Annotated in this window: 15 protein-coding genes; 4 read left to right on the forward strand and 11 right to left on the reverse strand. The window is 65.8% G+C overall.

The features are described from left to right. Window positions 1-9 precede the first annotated feature (9 nt). The 3 genes from E1748_RS21610 to E1748_RS21620 form a co-directional block, all read right to left on the reverse strand. A complete protein-coding gene (locus E1748_RS21610; RefSeq protein WP_133649174.1) occupies window positions 10-477 on the reverse strand; it encodes a hypothetical protein in 468 nt (155 codons plus the stop codon). 76 nt (window positions 478-553) lie between these two features. Beyond that, entirely contained in the window at window positions 554-1,117 is a 564-nt protein-coding gene (locus tag E1748_RS21615; RefSeq protein WP_133649175.1) for a peroxiredoxin, read from the reverse strand. A 158-nt stretch (window positions 1,118-1,275) separates the two neighbouring features. Continuing rightward, a complete protein-coding gene (locus E1748_RS21620) occupies window positions 1,276-2,655 on the reverse strand; it encodes an EAL and HDOD domain-containing protein (protein WP_133649176.1) in 1,380 nt (459 codons plus the stop codon). Between the two features lie 620 nt (window positions 2,656-3,275). Between E1748_RS21620 and E1748_RS21625 the strand changes: the two genes are divergently transcribed. Together E1748_RS21625 and E1748_RS21630 are read left to right on the forward strand one after the other, a co-directional pair. Continuing rightward, on the forward strand, window positions 3,276-5,021 hold the full coding sequence (locus tag E1748_RS21625) for a putative bifunctional diguanylate cyclase/phosphodiesterase (protein WP_240766715.1): 1,746 nt from the start codon (window positions 3,276-3,278) through the stop codon (window positions 5,019-5,021). A gap of 60 nt (window positions 5,022-5,081) precedes the next feature. Then, window positions 5,082-6,551 carry an HDOD domain-containing protein gene (locus tag E1748_RS21630; RefSeq protein WP_133649177.1) on the forward strand — a complete coding sequence of 490 codons (1,470 nt, stop codon included), beginning with the start codon at window positions 5,082-5,084 and terminating at the stop codon, window positions 6,549-6,551. A gap of 19 nt (window positions 6,552-6,570) precedes the next feature. On the opposite strand, the gene E1748_RS21635 is transcribed toward E1748_RS21630, so the two are convergent. Continuing rightward, entirely contained in the window at window positions 6,571-7,146 is a 576-nt protein-coding gene (locus E1748_RS21635; RefSeq protein WP_133649178.1) for a cupin domain-containing protein, read from the reverse strand. Beyond that, complete coding sequence (locus tag E1748_RS21640; protein WP_133649179.1) at window positions 7,143-7,913, reverse strand: NAD-dependent epimerase/dehydratase family protein; 771 nt, start codon at window positions 7,911-7,913, stop codon at window positions 7,143-7,145. Before E1748_RS21640 ends, E1748_RS21635 begins: the two co-directional genes overlap by 4 nt. 89 nt (window positions 7,914-8,002) lie before the next feature. Between E1748_RS21640 and pdxR the strand changes: the two genes are divergently transcribed. Further along, on the forward strand, window positions 8,003-9,562 hold the full coding sequence (gene pdxR, locus E1748_RS21645; protein ID WP_133649180.1) for a MocR-like pyridoxine biosynthesis transcription factor PdxR: 1,560 nt from the start codon (window positions 8,003-8,005) through the stop codon (window positions 9,560-9,562). On the opposite strand, the gene E1748_RS21650 is transcribed toward pdxR, so the two are convergent. From E1748_RS21650 to E1748_RS21660, 3 genes are all read right to left on the reverse strand, one after another. Next, window positions 9,511-10,896 (reverse strand): EAL and HDOD domain-containing protein, encoded by a 1,386-nt coding sequence (locus E1748_RS21650; protein ID WP_133649181.1) that lies wholly within the window; start codon window positions 10,894-10,896, stop codon window positions 9,511-9,513. The genes pdxR and E1748_RS21650 overlap by 52 nt on opposite strands. 284 nt (window positions 10,897-11,180) lie before the next feature. Continuing rightward, window positions 11,181-11,978, reverse strand: coding sequence for an ABC transporter substrate-binding protein (locus E1748_RS21655; protein WP_133649182.1), 798 nt, complete (start codon window positions 11,976-11,978; stop codon window positions 11,181-11,183). A gap of 290 nt (window positions 11,979-12,268) precedes the next feature. Then, entirely contained in the window at window positions 12,269-13,174 is a 906-nt protein-coding gene (locus E1748_RS21660) for a LysR family transcriptional regulator (protein ID WP_133649183.1), read from the reverse strand. A gap of 130 nt (window positions 13,175-13,304) precedes the next feature. Between E1748_RS21660 and gstA the strand changes: the two genes are divergently transcribed. Beyond that, a complete protein-coding gene (gstA, locus tag E1748_RS21665) occupies window positions 13,305-13,919 on the forward strand; it encodes a glutathione transferase GstA (RefSeq protein ID WP_133649184.1) in 615 nt (204 codons plus the stop codon). A gap of 22 nt (window positions 13,920-13,941) precedes the next feature. Here the strand turns inward: gstA and astE are convergent, their stop codons facing one another. The 3 genes from astE to astD are packed head-to-tail and all read right to left on the reverse strand — an operon-like array spanning window position 13,942 to window position 17,794. After that, a complete protein-coding gene (astE, locus tag E1748_RS21670) occupies window positions 13,942-14,997 on the reverse strand; it encodes a succinylglutamate desuccinylase (RefSeq protein ID WP_133649185.1) in 1,056 nt (351 codons plus the stop codon). Further along, entirely contained in the window at window positions 14,981-16,321 is a 1,341-nt protein-coding gene (astB, locus tag E1748_RS21675) for an N-succinylarginine dihydrolase (RefSeq protein ID WP_133649186.1), read from the reverse strand. Before astB ends, astE begins: the two co-directional genes overlap by 17 nt. Before the next feature lie 9 nt (window positions 16,322-16,330). Then, complete coding sequence (gene astD / locus E1748_RS21680; protein ID WP_133649187.1) at window positions 16,331-17,794, reverse strand: succinylglutamate-semialdehyde dehydrogenase; 1,464 nt, start codon at window positions 17,792-17,794, stop codon at window positions 16,331-16,333. Window positions 17,795-17,796: the final 2 nt, after the last annotated feature.

Below are 17,796 nucleotides of genomic sequence, written 5' to 3' on the forward strand. Positions count from 1 at the left end.
AGGCGCCGTTCAAAGCGCCTGACGAATCGCGAGCGCGAAGATCCGCACCCACTGACGCGCACGCCGCTCGTCGCCGGCCGGCACGTTCCACACCGGCCGCTTCGCATCCTTCACGTAGACCTCGACCAGCCAGCCACGCTGCGGGTCGGACCGCGCGGTTGCCGCTTCAAGATCGGCGAAGATGTAGTTGCCTTCCACACCGTCGATGCGCAACCGGCACAGCCGCTTGTCCGCTGCGAACCGCACGTCGCCCCAGCCGCCCTTCAGTTCGTGAGTCCAGTCGCCGTCGCGAATGTTCGACGCGACCTCGCGACGGCGCCGCCACCAGTACGCGAGCGCCGCGATGACGAGTGCCGCGACCACCACGGCCACGGCGACCGCGACGCCGGTGCCGAACAACGCGGCCAGCCGTTCGAACGACCACACCGCGCCGTAGATCACTCCGATCACGACGACCAGCAGAACCAGAATCGGCATTCAACGCACCATCAGAAAAAAACGAAAGCCGGTGCGCGCAGGTAGTCCTGCTGACCCGCGCACCGCAAAACCATGACTACTGCTGCTTGTGCGCAGCAGCCCACGCCTTGAGCGCATTCAGCGTGTTCTCGACGTGCTTGTCCGGCGACAGGCTCGTGTACTCATAGAGAATCTTGCCGTCCGGCGCGATCACATACGACACGCGATTCGCCATCGGCGCATGCATCGGCAGGCCGGCGTCGTACGCGTCGATCACTTTCGAATCGGCATCGGCCGCGACCGGGAATTTGCTGCGGCATTCGCTGACCGAAAACTTCGTCAGCGTATCGATGTTGTCGTGCGACACGCCGATCACGGTCGCGCCGTATTGCTTGTACTGGTCAACGGCTTCGGCGAACTCGTGCGCCTCGATCGTGCAACCCTTCGTGAACGCGGCCGGGTAGAAGTACAGCACAACCGGGCCCTTCTTCAGCGCATCGGCGAGCGTGTACGTGAACGTCTTGCCGCCCAGCGACGCCTGCGCCGTAAAGTCCGGCGCCTGCGCACCCGGCTTCAGCGTCGCCGACGCGAGCATCGAATACGCGCATAGTGCCGCGCCGCTCAGAATCGCGGCCGCTGCCGGCCATCCTTTTCGCATCATGTCGTCACCTCGCTAGTCCACGTCGAATTCATCATGTCGATCAGGCGCGCACGCATGGTGCGCCGCCGGAGACCGCCGCGGACCACCGTCGGTCCGTGCCGGTATTGGAACACGTTACGGGGGGATGCGCAGGCTGGTCGGCATCGATTGGGGAGGATCTACTCACCCGCTTGCGTATCCACCGACTCCCCCGCATGCGCATCGAACCATGCAGCCGCCGCCAGATTCAACTCCGCGAGCGACGCCTGCGTCAGTGGCGCAAAACCGGCCAGTGCATCGTCGTGAGCGAGCACCGTCGCATCGTCGCCGTGATCGGCGGCTTCGGCGATACGCAGCACCGCACCCAGCGGTCCGTGATATCCGACGATCGCATCGCGGATCGGCTGCGCGAGTCCGACCCGGTCGAGCGCCTCCTCGATCGTGCCGCCCAGCACCACATGCACGAGCGAGAAGATCGCGGTCATGATCGCCGCATCGGCGAATGCGTCGTCGTGCGGACGCAGCGCGCGCGCGACCAGTTCCATGAAGCGCGAGCGCGTGCCGGTCAGCTGCACGAGCGGATCGCGATGCCACGGCAGCTCGCTGCCGCCCGCATACAGCAGTAACTGCGCCCAGCGCGCGATCTGCCGTGTGCCGACGACCAGCACCGCCTCGCGCAGCGAACCGATCTCGCGCGGCAGACCGAATGCGCTCGAGTTCACGAGCCGCAGCAACTGCACGACGATCGACGGACTGCGCTTCAGCTCGGCCTCGAGTTCCACGATGTCCGCATCGCGTGCAAGCAGTGCGAGCAGACGCAGCAGCGCGGACCGCGAGATGCGCGCACGCGGCGCGGCGAGCATCTGCGGCCGCGCGAAAAAATAACCCTGGAACAGATCGAAGCCGAGTGTATGACCGAGTGCGAAGTCTTCGCGCGTCTCGACTTTTTCCGCGATCAGCGTGCGCCCCGCCCCACGCATCTGCTCGACGAGCGCGGGCAACGCGTCGCGTGGTGTCTGCAGGAAATCGATCTTGATGATGTCCGCGTACGGCAGCGCGAGCGCGATGTTGCCGCTCCATGCGCAGACGTCGTCGAGTGCGATGCCGAAACCCGCGCGCCGCAGTTCCGTGATGCGCGCGAGCAGCCGCGCGTCGAAGGTCACGGTTTCGAGGATCTCGAGCACGAAGCGCTCGGGCGGCATCAGATGCACGATGTCGTCGAACAGCAGCTCGCGGCCGATGTTCACGTAGCCGCGTCGCGTACCGAGCACCGCCGCGACACCGATTCCGCCGATCGTGCGCGCGACCACCTGTGCGGTGGCCTGCGCATCGTCGCTGACGTCGGCGCGATTGTGCGGGCCCGAGCGAAACAGCAGCTCGTACGCGTGCACCGCGCCATGCCGGTCGACGATCGGCTGCCGGCCGAGATAGACGCACTGCTGGACGCCGGCCGCGAGCGCGGCGGGCGTCGGCTGCCGTGCAGCGTCGGCAGGCACGCGCAACGGCGCCGGATGGCCCGCAGGTTGACTGCTCACGCCGGTTTTCGGAGAGTCGGACATGGCTTGCGGCAGCAAAGGTTCGGGGACAGCGTCGCGGATTCGCGATGCATCGCGGTGCACCTGGATTCGTCGTGCATACGAAGCCGCGATGCGCGACGCTCGCACGTGGCGCATCGACATCCGCGCCCACTCGATCGCCCCACTTTAACCGAATCCCGCGCGGCGGCGTACAGGGAAAAATGAGGGTATCGGGGTACTGTTTATGGGACCGCCCGTCGTCCGGCATGAGCAACCGCATGTGCAACTGCATGTGCAACTGACAGCAACGCACATACGGTATGCCCCGTGCTTTCCAATCCTTTCCTGCGTGCGTTCCCGTGTGCTTTCCCGTGCGACTCGCGCCCCGCCGTGCGTCCCACCTGTCGATCCGTCAGAAATTGTTAAAGATTTTTCCCCGCCGGTCGATATCAAGTTCTGATGGGCGGCTCTACCGTCCCGGTCGCGACTCACGCGCGGCTGGACGGACGGGCCGCGCCGCCGCAGAACGACGAGGGTTGCCCGCCACAAACATGGAAGCGAACAGCATCATCGCGCCCCGCCGGGGCTCCTTGCGCACGGTCTTCGACCGGTTCCGCGCATTCGGCCGGCGTATGGGCGGCCGGCATCCGGGAAGCCGGCACATGGGCGGCCGGCCCAGCCCCGCATTCGCACCGCTGCGTCTCGAGCAGACGGTCGGCGCGGTCGATTTTCTCGCGCAGGTCGATCACGAGCTGCATTTCCTGTACGTGTCCGATGCGAGCCTGCGCTTCATCGGCTATCACCGCGAGTATCTGCAGACGGTCACGCTGTACGACCTCGTCGCGCCCGCCGACGCCACCCGCCTCACCGCGCTGCTCACCCGCGCGAAGTCGAGCGGCATGGTCGAGAAAGCGACCATCGAACTCGTCAAGTCGCTGACCTATCCGATCGCGGTCGAACTGCGTGTGGTGAGCAATCAGCACGACGGCGTCGAAGGCTATGCGATCGCCGGCTTCGACGTGTCGACGTGGCGCGCGACCGAAGCGCGTCTCACGCATGCGCTGAATCACGATCCGCTCACCGGCATCTCGAACCTGTCCGCGCTGATTCCGGCGCTGCTCGACGCGCAGCAACGCGCCGACACGCTCGGCACGCCGGCCGGCCTGCTGCTGCTCGATCTCGACGACTATCAACGCGTGAACCGCGCGCTCGGCTACGATGCCGGCGACGAAATGCTGCGCGAGACCGCACGCCGCCTCTCGGCCGCCGCGAACCAGGGCGAGACGATCGCACGCGTCGCCAGCGACGAATTCGCGATCCTGCTGCCCCCCGGCGGTGGACGGACCGCGGTGGCCGCCGCGGCCGAAGCGCTGTCGCGACGCCTGTTGACCGCAGTGCAGCAACCGTATTCGTATCACGGCCAGCAGGTGCATCTGTCAGCCAGCATCGGCATTGCGCTGTACCCGGACGTATCCGGCACCCGCGACCTCGCGAACCACGACAGTCATCTGCTGCGCTGGGCCGATCACGCGTTGCTGCAGGCGAAGGCCGCGGGCGGCAACACGCTCGCGTTCTACGTCGCCGACGACAGCCCCGCCGACGCCGAACGTCTGAAGCTCGAATCGGATCTGTACGACGGTGTGCGCAACGGCGAATTCTCGCTGCACTTCCAGCCGATCACGAGCAGCCAGACGCACGGCGTGGTCGGCGTCGAGGCGCTGATCCGCTGGCATCATCCGCTGCATGGACTCGTGCCGCCGTCGATGTTCATTCCGCTCGCCGAATCGGTCGGGTTGATTAATTACCTCGGCAACTGGGTGCTGAAGGCGGCGTGCATGCAGCTGATCCAGTGGGACGCGCAGGGCATCGCACTGCAATACGTTGCAGTCAACGTGTCGCCGCAGCAGTTCCGCGATCCGCGCTTCAAGGACAGCGTGCGCGAAGCGATCGAGCTGACCGGGCTCGACCCGCGCCGGCTCGTGTTCGAGATCACCGAGAGCCTGCTGATGCACGATCCGCTGCACGCGAAGGCGCTGCTGGAAGAACTGACCGCGATCGGCATCCGCTTCGCCGTCGACGACTTCGGCACCGGCTACTCGAGCCTCGCGTACCTGCAGCGCTTTCCGCTTGCGAAGCTGAAGATCGACCGGAGTTTTGTCGAGAATCTGCTAACCTCGCGCAACGATCAGGCGATCGTCAGCGCGGTGGTCGGCCTTGCGCAGACGCTCGATCTCGAACTGGTAGCCGAAGGCGTCGAGACCGAAGCGCAGCGCACGCTGCTGACCGAGATGGGCTGCGATCATATTCAGGGGTGGCTGGTCTGCAGGGCATTGCCGTCGGAAGAACTGGCGCAGCGCTTCGAATCGCGCTCGCTGCATCTGCACGGCTCGCCGCGTCGCATGCCGTAACGGCGTGCGACGCGGCGTACCACTCATTGCAACACCTATGGTTTTGTTGGCGGGATTCACATGGTAAAAGCGGCGGTGCTCGACAGGCTCTGGACGCGAATGAGCGAGCGCGGCGACTTTCCGATGCTGTCGCAATCGCTGCGCACGACGATGGCAGCGATGAACAACGACGAGCTGGATTTCAGTGCGCTCGTACGGGTCGTGCTGTCCGATTTCGCGCTCACGCAGAAGGTGTTGCGGCTCGCGAACTCGGCGATGTACATGGCGTTCGGCGGCAACATCACGACGGTCACGCGCGCGCTGATGGTGCTCGGCATGGACGCGGTCGGCCATCTGGTCGTCGGCCTGAAAATCGTCGATCACTTTCATCACAGCGCGCCACGCCGCATCGACGCGAAGCTCGAACTGAACCGTACGATGCTGTCGGGTTGCGTCGCGCGCAAGCTCACCGAGCGCGGCGATCTGCGCGTCGGTGAAGAAGCGGTCGTCTGCACGCTGATGCGGCAGATCGGCAAGCTGCTGGTCGTGTTCTATCTCGACACCGAGTGGGATCAGATCCGCCAGCGCATCGAAGCCGGCACCGATCCGGACGAAGCCTGCGATGCAGTGCTCGGCGTGACGTTCGAGGAGATCGGCCTCGAGGCCGCGACGCGCTGGCGTCTGCCGGACACGATTCGCACCGGGATGGGCGAATACGATCCGCACGGCGACGAGCCGCGCCAGGTGCAATGGCTGCGCGCGCTCACCACCTATTCGACCGAAGTCGCCGAGCTGCTCACGACCCCGAACCTGCCCGAATCGCAGCGCGAAGCGCGCATTGCGGAGCTGGCGGGCAGCTACAGCCGCGTGCTGGGCTCGGACGTGGAGACGCTGGTCGAGATGAGCGTGTCGCTCGCGCATGAAGAAGCCGGCGACAGCGTGATGCGCGAGATCGTCGAGCTGCGCGCGAACGCCGATGCGATCGCGCGCGAGTCGCTTGATCCGGAAGCGCGCATCGACGCGGGGGTCGAGGATCTGCGTGCGCTTTCCTCTGACAATGCGCTCGGTCCGGCGCTCGCGCTCGCATCGGAAACGGTGCTGGCGGGCCTCGGGTTCACGCGCACGATCGTGTTCGTGCGCCAGGGCAGCGGCACGTTCGTCGCGCGTCTCGGTTTCGGACCCGACGTCGAGGCCGCGCTGCCGCGACTCTCGTTCGACGCGGCGTTCGAACCCGACGTGTTCCATCTGGCGATCGCGAATTCGGTCGGCATCTTCATCGAGAATGCACGCGATCCGAAGATGCTCGCGCGGCTGCCGCAATGGTTCCGTCGCACGATCGACGATGCACGCTCGTTCGTGCTGCTGCCGATCTCGCGTGCCAGCGATCAGTCGACGGTGGCACTGCTGTACGGCGACTGGTCGCTCACGCATGAACCGCGGCGGATCTCTCAGCGCGAGATGGCGGCGTTGAACAGTCTTGCGCGCGAGCTTGGGCGGTTCTTTGCGCATACGGCCGAGACGGATACCGACACCGAAGCCGAAACGCGCTGACCGTTCTTTCTCGACCCGTTCAGGACTTCGGTTCGGGAATCGTCAACGGCCCGCAATCGCGATCGGTAACGAACGTCGCAAGCAGTTTGGCCGGCCGCACCGGGTCCGGATTTTCCGCGAACAGATGCAGCTCGCGCGGCGCTTCGAACCACGTCGCGCCCGCGGTGTAGTCGACTGCGGGCCCGCCTTCCAGCTGCGAGCGCACCGTCCCCTCCACCACGAACGCGGTCACCGAACCCGGATGGCGATGCGCCGGCGTGTACGCGCGCGGCGGAAACTCGACAAGCGTCGTCGTCATCGTCTTGCCCGGCACATCGGGCAGCGGCTCGCACGACAGCACAGTGACCTTGGTCATCGGCCGCGCGGCCTCGCCGGGTCGCGCGGGTGTCGATGAGAACAACGGCTGATCGGCACCTCCGCCGCACAACTCAGCAAGCCATTGTTCCAGCAGCGACGCGTTGCCCTGCGCGACCCGAGCCGCCGACGGCGCGCCAAGCAACGTCGCGGCAACGAGCGCGGGCCATGCGAAACGGAACAGCACGGCGGGAAACGGCTTCTGTCCCGTGAATCCGCCGAACGGCGGCCGCAGGTTCATTGCGCGCCTCGCGTCTGTTCGAGGATGTGTGCCACGTCCTGCGGCAAGCGCAGATCCGGTGTCCAGTGGAACGCGCGACGCGCCTTTGCGCTGCTCACCGCCGCCCCGTCTTCCGCGACGTTGAACGCGCCGGACACACCATGTTCGAGCGCAAGCGCGGCAGCCCATGCAGCAGCCTCGACGTGCAGCGGACTCGCGCCACCCGCCACCGGAATGCCCGTCCCCGGACCATAGAGTTGTCCATAGCGCAGCACCGTGCCGTCGAGGCCCGGTGTTTCGAGCACCGCACGTTCGAGCGCGATCACACCGTCCACGCTGGTGCGCCGCGCGCCGGTCGCGTCGAGATCGAACGGATGGGTTTCGGTCAGCGGCGGCTCGCCCGGCGCATACGCCCACGCGATGCTCTGCGCGATCATCCGGCCACAGCCTGCCGCGAGCGCCGTATCGACCAGGTTGCGCGTGCCCTCGGTACGAATCCGTGCATTGCGCGCGGTCGCTTCGGCCATCCGCTGCGGGTCGAGGCCCGGCGGCAAGTCGGTCAGTTGATGGATCACGACGCTCGGCGCCGCGTCGCTCATCGCATCGGCGAGCGCATCACGGTCGAACACATCGACGACGACCGGGATCGCGCCGAGCTTCTCGAGCATCGCGCTGTTGTCCGCGCGCCGCGTCGTGCCGTACACCGTGTGTCCCGCACGCACCAGCAACGGCACCAGGATCCGGCCGATGGCGCCGGTCGCGCCGGCCAGGAAGATTCGTTCGCTCATGATGGGCTCCTTTTGTCTTTTCACGGAGACCAGCATAGCGGTACGATGCCCCAATCCGAAGGGCCAAAAACGGAGCAAACGACCAGGACATGAATGCGAAGCGTGTTTCCCGCGACTCCCGCGACGGGCTGCGGCTCAATCGCGACGACCGGATGCCTCTGCAGCGGCAGATCTACATGCGGATTCGCACAGCAATCGAACAGCGGCGACTGCAACCCGGCGAACGTGTCTCGTCGGTACGGGCACTGGCGAGTGAACTGGGCGTTGCGCGCGGTACGGTGGAAGCAGCGTATCAACAGCTGACTGGGGAAGGCTATTTGCTCGCGCGCGGTCAGGCGGGAACGGTTGTGTCGCCGCATCTGCCGGTTGTGCCTGAACCGACGACCACGGCAGCGGTTGCACCAGCACGTGGGCGCGGCAACAACCGGGTACGCGCCTCCGTGCCGCAGGAACCCCCGCTGATCACCTCCGTCCCATCGCAACCCCTACCCTCCACGCTCCCGCCGCCGTTTCAACTCGGCATGCCCGCACTCGACGCGTTCCCGCGCAAGACATGGACGCGTCTCGCCGCGCGACGGATGCGCACGCTGCAACTCTCCGATCTCGCGTACGGCGATCCGTCCGGCCACGCGCCGCTGCGTCAGGCGATCGCGACTTATCTGCTGGTGTCGCGCGGCATCGCGTGCACGCCGGAACAGGTGGTCGTCACGGCGGGCTATCGGGCATCGCTTGCCCTGGTCGCGCGGATGCTGCTGAGGAAAGGCGAACGCGTGTGGGTCGAAGATCCGTGCCATCCGCCGACGCGCGATGTGCTCGCGGCGGCGGAAGTCGTGCCCGTCGGTGTGCCGGTTGATGCACAGGGGCTCGTCGTCGAATACGGGATGCGACGTGCGCCGAAAGCACGCATGGCCATTGTCACGCCGTCGCATCAGGCGCCGCTCGGCGTGTCGCTCGCGTTGCCGCGACGGTTGCAACTACTCGACTGGGCATCGCGTGCCGATGCGTGGATCGTCGAGGACGACTACGACGGCGAGTACCACTACAGCGGTCCGCCGCTGCCGGCGCTGAAGAATCTCGACGCGCACGATCGCGTGATCTACGCAGGCAGCTTCTCGAAGACGCTCTACCCGGGCCTCGCACTCGGCTATCTGGTCCTGCCCGAACGGCTCGCCGACGCAGGCCGCGCGACAGCACGAAGATGGTCACATGGCCCCGCGCCGTTCATGCAGGCGATCGTCGCGGACTTCGTCGTGGCGGGCCATTTCTCGCGTCATCTGAAGAAGATGCGGCTGCTATATGCGCGCCGCCGCACGCTGCTCGTCGCGGCGCTCGCGGCAACGTTCGGCGACAAGGTGAGCGTCGAACTGACGAGCGGCGGTATGCATCTGATCGCGCGGTTCAAATCGCCTCTCGACGATCTCGAACTCGCGCACCGTGCACAACGGGCTGGACTGAACTGCCAGTCACTGTCGGCGCGCTATGCGATGCCGGGCGACGACCAGGGTCTGCTGATCGGCTTCACGAACGTCGCCTCACCGGACGAAGCCGCACGCCTATGCACGCGACTACGCGACGCACTCGACGCACGTGCAACGGGTCACTCTTCTTCGTCTTCGTCGAGACGTTCGAGCCCTGCCGCTTCCGCGTGACGATCCGCGACGCCGGCCCATGCGGCAGCTTCGAGCGCGAGCGCGGCGATCTGCGTGGCAGTAAGCGGTTCAAGCTGCGCACAGGCTGCATCGACGTCGTCCCACGCACCGCGTTCGAGCGCATCGATTGCCGAGAGCAGCACGCCGAGCACGCCGTCGCGCGACAGGATCGCCGCGCGGATCGGCCGCGACAGCGTGAGCACGTCGAGCGTGCTGGCCAGCGACCCGCCGAACACCGCATCGACAAACGAAAACACGCCGGTCAGAAACGCGGCGTCGCGTTCGTCGCGTCCGGCGCTCGGCAACAGCGCGACCGCGAGTTCCATGAAGCGCGCGCGGGTCGCCGCGAGTTGCAGCAGCGGATCGCTTTCGAGCGCGACCTTGCGTCCGTCCGCGTACAGCAGCAGTTGCGTCCAGCGTGCGATGCGGTCGGTGCCGGTCGCGTTGATCGCTTCGCGCAGCGTCTCGACCTTTCGGCCCGTCGTGAGACCGCTCGTGTTCGCGAGCCGCATCAGATGCATCACGAGCACGGGGTTCAGCTTCAGTTCGGTTTCGAGCTGCGTAACGGTCGGTTCGGAACCGAGCAGTTGCAGCAGATTCAGCAACGCATGACGCGGCGCACTGACACGACGCGCAGTCGACGATTGCGGCCGCGCAAAGAAGTAACCCTGGAAGCGATCGAAGCCCAGTTGCCGCGCCGAATCGAAATCGGCCTGCGTATCGATGCCGAGTGCGATCAGCGTCTTGCCCGCCGTCTTCAGCACGCTCGCGAGCTTCTCGAGCATCGCGCGCTCGGTGCGGCCGAATTCGATTTTCACCGCCGCCGCGTACGGCAGCAGTTGCGCAAACGTATGATCCGCTTCGGTCACATGGTCGAGCACGAAACGGTAACGCCGCGCATGCAGCGTGACGATGCGCGAGATCAGCGTGCTATCGACTTCGATGTCCGGCGGAATTTCGAGCAGAAAACGATCGGGAGGCAGCACCTGCAACGTCTCGTCGAGCAGCATCGTGCGCGTGACGTCGAGATAGCCGATGTGACCGACGAGCGCCGCGCGCACCGCCGGCTGGACCGCCGCTCGCACGACCAGATGGACACCCGCGAGCGGATCGGAGCGACGCGGTTCGACGGGATCAGCCGGGTCCGTCCCAGCGTGCGGCAACGCATCCGCCGCCTCATCAACGGCGATTTCGCGGGCTTTCATTTCGTAACCGCACAGCATCCCGTCGCGGTCGAGCACAGGCTGGCGGGCGAACACCACCTGTGCGGTTATCGTCTTCGTCACGCCCGGCACGGCGTGGCGACGCGGGCCATCGGCCGCGATCGTGTTCATTCCGGTCCCCCGCGAAGCGCGTACGCTTCAGCCTGCTTTATATGATCTGTGCTTACGTGTGTGGGCGTTTGCTGAAAAGCGTCCGTTCGGGCGCATGCAAAACGCACCGCAATTTTAACGCACCGCGCTCCCTGTCATGACCCGATCGTGGGCCGTACTTCGGGAAATCAGCGGAAATTTCGTGGCGACCCCACTGAATGCACGCGATGCGCACGAAAAAAAGCCACGGGCCGCATCGCGGCGGCCCGTGGCATCGACAGCGTGGCGCGCAGCGCCGCAGCCGTTTACTTCAGCACGACCTTCACGTCGAAGTATTTCGCGGCGAAGCGATCGATCGTGCCGTCCGCCTTCAGCGATTTCAGCGCGTCGTTCAGCGCATCCTTCAATGCCTTGTCGCCCTTGCGCACGCCGAAGCCGACGCCCGCGCCGAGCAGCTTCTCGTCGTTAACCGGCGGACCCGCGAATTCGAAGCCCGCGCCCTGCGGACGCTTCAAAAAGCCCTTCGATGCGGCTTCCGCATCCTGGAACGCCGCATCGAGCCGGCCCGATGCGAGGTCCGCGTAGATCTGGTCCTGCGTCTGGTACGGCACGACGTCGACACCGGCCGGCGCCCAGCGTGCCTTCGCGTAGGTTTCCTGGATCGCGCCCTGCAGCACGCCGACGTGCTTGCCCTTCAGCGACGCGGGCGTCGGCTGCAGACCGCTGCCCTTCTTCGCGATCAGCTGGTTGGGGATCACGTAGATCGGATCGGTGAAATCGATCGCCTGACGACGCTGGTCGGTGATCGACATGTCCGAGTTGATCGCGTTGAACTTGCGGGCCTGCAGTGCGGGGATCAGTCCATCGAACGCATTTTCGACCCACACGCATTTCGCCTTCAGCTTCGCGCACACCGCGTTGCCGATGTCGATGTCGAAGCCCTGCAGTTCGCCCGTGGGCGTCTTCGATTCGAACGGTGCATACGACGCCTCGACGCCGAAGCGGATTTCCTTGATATCGCCTGCCGATGCGGCGCTCGCCGCCATCGTCGTAGCCGCCGCGAGCATCGCGAGCACGGCCGTTTTACGCCAGTTCATGTTCATCGTCGGTATTTCCTGGAAGAGCTCAATCGAACAAACCACCACGCACACTGCTACGCCGCGCGGACCGCGTCGGGGCAGCCATCATCGCAGCGTCGCCGGGCCGAGCCAAACGCAGGCCGCCAGCGTGATGCGCCGCAACAGCGGCAAGCGCGCGATTGTACAGGGGCCGCGCACGCTAACCGTCGGGGCCACACCGCGTTCATGGGGATCCGTCACCCGGCATCGGCACAACGCACGCGCGGCGAATCCGCAACTTCGTGTCGCGGATCAGCAAGAGGTAGAAGGGAAAATCAGAGGCCGGTCGGCCCGGCGAGTTCCTGCGCAATACGTTCGGTGATGTACGTATAGACGGCAGCGACGTGCGGCAGATGACGCGACTCCGGATGCGCAAGCACCCAGATCTGCGCTTCGACTTCGTCGAGTGTCGGCGTCAGTTGCACGAGATCGTCGCGGCCGCGCGTGAGAAACAGCGGCACGATGCCGACGCCAAAGCCGAGCGCGACGAGTTCCAGCACCGCCATCACGCTATTCGTGCGGTAGCGCGGCTGCACGTCCGGACAGTAACGCTTGCGCCACATCACCGACGGATGATTGCCGAGCGAGCTGTCCGGCGCGACCCAGTCGCACTTCGCGAGCGTGGCGAGGTCGCCGCTGCGGATGCCGGTCGATTTCGCGGCAAACACCGCGACGCGGATCGGCCCGGCCTCCTTGCCGATCAGATGTCCTGGCGCACGACGTGTCGCGCGGATCGCGATGTCCGCGTCGCGCTTTGTGAGGCTCGCGAGTGTGTTGTCGGCGGTCAGTTCGAACGACAACTCCGGATGCAAATCGGCGAGATCGCGCAGGATCGGCAGCATCAGGCCGTACAGCACGGTGTCGGTGGTCGTCACGTGGACCGGACCGGCCACGCGATGACTGGCCGCCTGCATGCTCGAACGCGCGGCGGCGAGTTCGGCCTCGATGCGCTCCGCGTGACGCGCGAGCTGCAAGCCGAGCGGCGTCGCGCGATAACCGCTGCGCGAACGCTCGAACAACCGCTGCCCGAGACCGCGCTCGATCCGCTGGACCGAGCGGAACACGGTCGATGCATCGAGCGCCAGCCGCAACGCCGCTTCGGCGAGCGTGCCCGCGCGGACCAGCGCGAGTACGATCTGCGTGTCGGCCGGCGTCAGTTCATATTGCGTTTTTGCACGCATCGTTTGGTCGTTCGCCTGTTTATCGGATGCCCGGAACGGTGCTACTTTTACCACACCGGCTCTGCGTCACGAGCCACCCTGTCGACGCTGCGATGCGTCACCCTGTCACGACAACGAAAAAGGATCACGGATGAAACTCTACTACTCGCCTGGCGCCTGTTCGCTCGCCGTTCGTATCGCGCTGCTCGAAGCCGGCCTCGACTTCGACGCAATCAAGGTCAACCTCCCGAAGCACACGCTCGCGACCGGCGAAGACTACTACGCGATTTCGCCGCGCGGCTACCTGCCGCTGCTCGAACTCGACGACGGCTCGCGGCACACCGAAGGCGCGGCGCTGCTGCAATACGTCGGCGATCGCGATCCGCGGCATGCGCTGATTCCGGCTGTGGGCACGCCGGAACGGATGGCTGTGCTCGAATGGCTCACCCATATCGGCACCGAAATGCACAAGGTGTTCAGCCCGTGGCTGTGGCATTCGGATACTGCTGATTCGACGAGAGAGACGTGCCTCAAGAAGCTCGCTGCGCGCTTTACCGAACTCGATACGCTGTTCGCCACGCGCGAGTACCTGACCGGCACGTTCACGGTCGCCGACGCGTACGCGTTCACGATCGTCAACTGGGCGCCGATGCTGAAGATCAGTCTGTCGGATTATCCGAATCTGCTCGCGTATCAGGCGCGTGTTGCCGCGCGGCCGAAGGTGCATGAAGCGCTGGTTGCAGAGGGGTTGGCGAAGGCGCATTAAAGGCGCTTCGGTACGGCGCGGCTCAGGTAGTCGCGTCGAGCGTCGCGTGCGTATCGCGGGTCGTGTCGATCACGAGCAGCCCCGCGCGCAGCCCCGGCTTCACCGTCGGATTCGGAAACACGATGCGCTCCTCGTCGTGACGCACCGCATAGCGGTAGTCGCCGTCGCGTGCGAGCAGCGTGTCCTTCGCGAACGGCGTGAAGTTCGGTACGTCGGCGGCGACCAGCAACTCGAATGCATCGCTCTGCTTCGTGATCTGGTCGATCACCGTGAATACGCGCGGCAATACCGGTTGTGCGGCAGACTCGCCCGCGAGCAACCGGCGCAACGCGTCGTCGGCGCCCGAGAAGCGCGTGAGGTCGTTCTGTCCAAACAGCCGCACCTTGCCCAGTTCGAGCGTGCACGCGAGCGCATCGCAATGCTCGGCGGTGAAATGCGAGTACGTGTTGGCCTTCGTCGTATGCAGCAGCACCGCATCGATGCCTGCGTCGCCGAGCCATTCGAACATCGCACGCGACAACGGTGCGCCGGTGTACGGCAGCAACGCGAAGCGCTCAAACACCGAGCCGCGGATCGCGGTATGCATGTCGATATGCCAGCGCGCGCCTCTGTCTTTTCCAGCCGACGCAAAGAAGCTCTTCGCCGCCTGTTCGAGTGCAATCGCGCGCGGTGTCTCGCGACTCTGCGGCAACTGCGTATAACGCCCGCCAAACAGCCGGTTCAGATCGTCGTCGAGATAGCGGCACGCGCCGCGCATCGCATCGACGTTGCCGAGCAGCACGAGCAATCGACACGCGAGCGTCGCGCGGCCTTCCGCGATGTCGCGGACGAGACGCGACAGCAGTTCGATCGGCGCAGTCTCGTCGCCATGCACGCCCGCTGACGCAAGCACGCTGCGTGTGTCCGACGACACGCTGGCAGGCTCGAACTGCAACACTCCATCATCAAGCCACGTCCAGCGCACGCCGTTCGCACAGACACCCTGTGCTTCGTCGTTAAGCGGACGTTCACCCGCCAGCGTCCACGCCAGAAAATCCGCGAGCATCGCGCCCGCGTTCGATTCAGCGCTGGAAGTCATACAGCGAGCCCACGCCGAGAATCTGCGTCAGTTCGTCGAGCGCGGTGCGCGATTCGCGCAGCAGCAGCGGATCGGTCAGATCGGACGGCGCGAGCCGGTCGCGATAGTGCTTCTCGATCCATGCGTCGAGCCGGCCGAACAGCGTGTCGTCGATCCACACGCCCGGCGCGACCGCCGCGCGCTCCGCATCGCTCAGCACGACGCGCAGCCGCAGACACGCCGGACCACCGCCGTTCTTCATACTTTCGCGCAGATCGAACACGAGCACGTCGTCGATCGGTCCGCTCTTCGCGGTCAGTTCGTCGAGCCATGCGGACACGCGCGCGTTCTCGCGGCATTCCTGCGGCACGACCAGCACCTGACGGCCATCAGGCCGCGTCAGCAGCTGGCTGTTGAACAGATACGAGCCGACCGCATCCGCGACGCTGACCTGCGCGTCCGGCACTTCGATCACCTCGAACGGCGCGCCCGCTTTCGTCAGCTTCGTGCGCAGTTCGTCGTACACCGTCGATTGATCGACGAACGCCAGTTCATGACAGAACAGCGTGTGCCGGTTGCCGACCGCGATCACGTCGTTATGGAACACGCCCGCGTCGATCACGTCGGGATTCTGCTGCGCGTAGACGGTGCCTTCTTCAACGAGCCCGTGACGTTGCGCAACCGCGCGGCTCGCCTCGAACGTCTGCCGTGCAGGAAAGCGTTTCGGTTCCGGCCCGCGACGATACTCGCTGCGTCCGTACACGAAGAATTCGACACCACGTGTGCCGTATTCCGCCGCGAAACGCGTGTGGTTCGCCGCGCCTTCGTCGCCGAGCGCGGGCGTGCCGGGCAACGCGTCGTGCACGACGAAACGTGCCGGGTCCGCGAAAATCGCGCGCAGCGTACGGCGCGTCGATTCGTGTTCGATCGCGCGATGCAGCTTGCTGCACAGGTTCGCCGGCGTGAAGTGCACGCGGCCATCGCCCGTGTCCGCCGACGGACTCACGGTTGCCGCATTCGCGGTCCACATCGCCGACGCGGAACTCGCGGCGGCCAGCAGCTCGGGCGCCTCCTTCGCGACCTTCGCAATCACGCTCGCGTCGTCGCCGGAAAAACCGAGTTCGCGCAACAGACGCATCGACGGCCGTTCCTGCGGCGGCAGCACGCCCTGATGGAATCCAAGATCGGCGAGCTGCTTCATCTTGCGCAGCCCCTGCTTCGCGGCCGCACGCGGATTCGCAGCCGACTTCTCGTTGTTCTGCGACGCGACGTTGCCGAACGACAACCCCGCGTAGTTGTGCGTCGGGCCGACGAGCCCGTCGAAGTTCGCTTCAGTGGCAAGCATCGTCGATCCTCAGAAGTGAAGGCCCGGCGATACGCTCGCGGGCATCTGCAGCTGCGCGCTTTCGACCGACGCCATCGGCCATGCGCAATAGTCGGCTGCGTAGTACGCGCTCGGTCGATGATTACCCGAACGGCCCGTGCCACCGAACGGCGCAGCAGACGACGCGCCGTTGGTCGGCCGGTTCCAGTTCACGACGCCGGCGCGCACGGTGCGCTGGAATTGCGTCCAGAGAGCTTCGTCGTCGGCGAGCAGGCCAGCGGACAAACCGAACGCGGTGTCGTTCGCGCGCTCGATCGCTTCGTCGAACGTGCGGTAACGCGAGATCTGCACGAGCGGGCCGAAGTGTTCTTCGTCCGGTAGATCCGTGAGACCGGTCACGTCGAGAATCGCCGGGCTCACGAAGCCGAGTTGCGGATCGCGCTGCTGCATTTCCAGCAGCGGCTTAGCACCGGCGGCGATGAGTTGCATCTGCGCAGCAACGAGTTTCGCAGCCGCGCGCGCGGAAATCACTGCGCCCATGAACGGCTGCGGATCGGCATCGTATAGCCCCACCGAAATGCGCGCACTGACGTCAGTCAAGCGCTCGACGAAGCGCGCACCGAACGCATCGTCCGGCACCAGCACGCGACGCGAACACGTACAACGCTGCCCCGCCGATAGAAACGCCGACTGGATCGTGTGATGCACGGCTGCATCGAGATCGGCGAGCGGCCCGACAACGAGCGGATTGTTGCCGCCCATCTCCAGTGCGAGCACGATCTCCGGACGGCCGCCGAACTGACGATGCAGCAGCGTGCCGGTGTCCGAGCTGCCAGTGAAAAACAGCCCGTCGATCTGCCGATGATTCGCGAGCGCGACACCGGTATCCTTCTCGCCCTGCACGAGATTTAGCACGCCCGCAGGCAAGCCGGCATCGCGCCACGTTTCGACGGTCGCGCGTGCGACGGCGGGCGCGAGTTCGGACGGCTTGAACACGACCGCGTTACCCGCGATCAGCGCGGGCACGATGTGCCCGTTCGGCAGATGGCCCGGAAAATTGTACGGACCGAACACCGCGACCACGCCGTGCGGACGATGCCGCAACACGGCTACGCCGTCGGCCATCGGCGCGCGCCGTTCGCCGGTGCGTTCGGTGTACGACTGGATCGAGATCGCGACTTTCGCGGCCATCGCGGCAACTTCGGTGCGCGCTTCCCACAGCGGCTTGCCAGTCTCGCGGCCAATCGCCGCAGCCAGCGCTTCCTTGCGTTCGCCGAGCAGTTCGGCGAAGCGCTTCGCGATCGCGCAGCGGTCGTCGAACGACCGCGCCGACCACGACGCGAATGCGCGCCGCGCGCTGCGTACCGCACGATCGACGTCATCCGCCGATGCGCTCGCGCCTTCCCATACTGTCTCGCCCGTACCGGGGCTCTTCGATGCGAATACGGGTCCGTTTCCGGCGGCCCATTCGCCGTCGATGAAAAGCTCGTTCATGA

Source organism: Paraburkholderia flava, assembly GCF_004359985.1.
Classification (GTDB): domain Bacteria; phylum Pseudomonadota; class Gammaproteobacteria; order Burkholderiales; family Burkholderiaceae; genus Paraburkholderia; species Paraburkholderia flava.

Coding starts and splice junctions, on each gene's coding strand:
- E1748_RS21610 (WP_133649174.1), bottom strand. CDS start 477: ATGCCGATTCTGGTTCTGCTGGTCGTCGTGATCGGAGTGATCTACGGC.
- E1748_RS21615 (WP_133649175.1), bottom strand. CDS start 1,117: ATGATGCGAAAAGGATGGCCGGCAGCGGCCGCGATTCTGAGCGGCGCG.
- E1748_RS21620 (WP_133649176.1), bottom strand. CDS start 2,655: ATGTCCGACTCTCCGAAAACCGGCGTGAGCAGTCAACCTGCGGGCCAT.
- E1748_RS21625 (WP_240766715.1), top strand. CDS start 3,276: ATGGGCGGCCGGCCCAGCCCCGCATTCGCACCGCTGCGTCTCGAGCAG.
- E1748_RS21630 (WP_133649177.1), top strand. CDS start 5,082: ATGGTAAAAGCGGCGGTGCTCGACAGGCTCTGGACGCGAATGAGCGAG.
- E1748_RS21635 (WP_133649178.1), bottom strand. CDS start 7,146: ATGAACCTGCGGCCGCCGTTCGGCGGATTCACGGGACAGAAGCCGTTT.
- E1748_RS21640 (WP_133649179.1), bottom strand. CDS start 7,913: ATGAGCGAACGAATCTTCCTGGCCGGCGCGACCGGCGCCATCGGCCGG.
- pdxR (WP_133649180.1), top strand. CDS start 8,003: ATGAATGCGAAGCGTGTTTCCCGCGACTCCCGCGACGGGCTGCGGCTC.
- E1748_RS21650 (WP_133649181.1), bottom strand. CDS start 10,896: ATGAACACGATCGCGGCCGATGGCCCGCGTCGCCACGCCGTGCCGGGC.
- E1748_RS21655 (WP_133649182.1), bottom strand. CDS start 11,978: ATGAACATGAACTGGCGTAAAACGGCCGTGCTCGCGATGCTCGCGGCG.
- E1748_RS21660 (WP_133649183.1), bottom strand. CDS start 13,174: ATGCGTGCAAAAACGCAATATGAACTGACGCCGGCCGACACGCAGATC.
- gstA (WP_133649184.1), top strand. CDS start 13,305: ATGAAACTCTACTACTCGCCTGGCGCCTGTTCGCTCGCCGTTCGTATC.
- astE (WP_133649185.1), bottom strand. CDS start 14,997: ATGACTTCCAGCGCTGAATCGAACGCGGGCGCGATGCTCGCGGATTTT.
- astB (WP_133649186.1), bottom strand. CDS start 16,321: ATGCTTGCCACTGAAGCGAACTTCGACGGGCTCGTCGGCCCGACGCAC.
- astD (WP_133649187.1), bottom strand. CDS start 17,794: ATGAACGAGCTTTTCATCGACGGCGAATGGGCCGCCGGAAACGGACCC.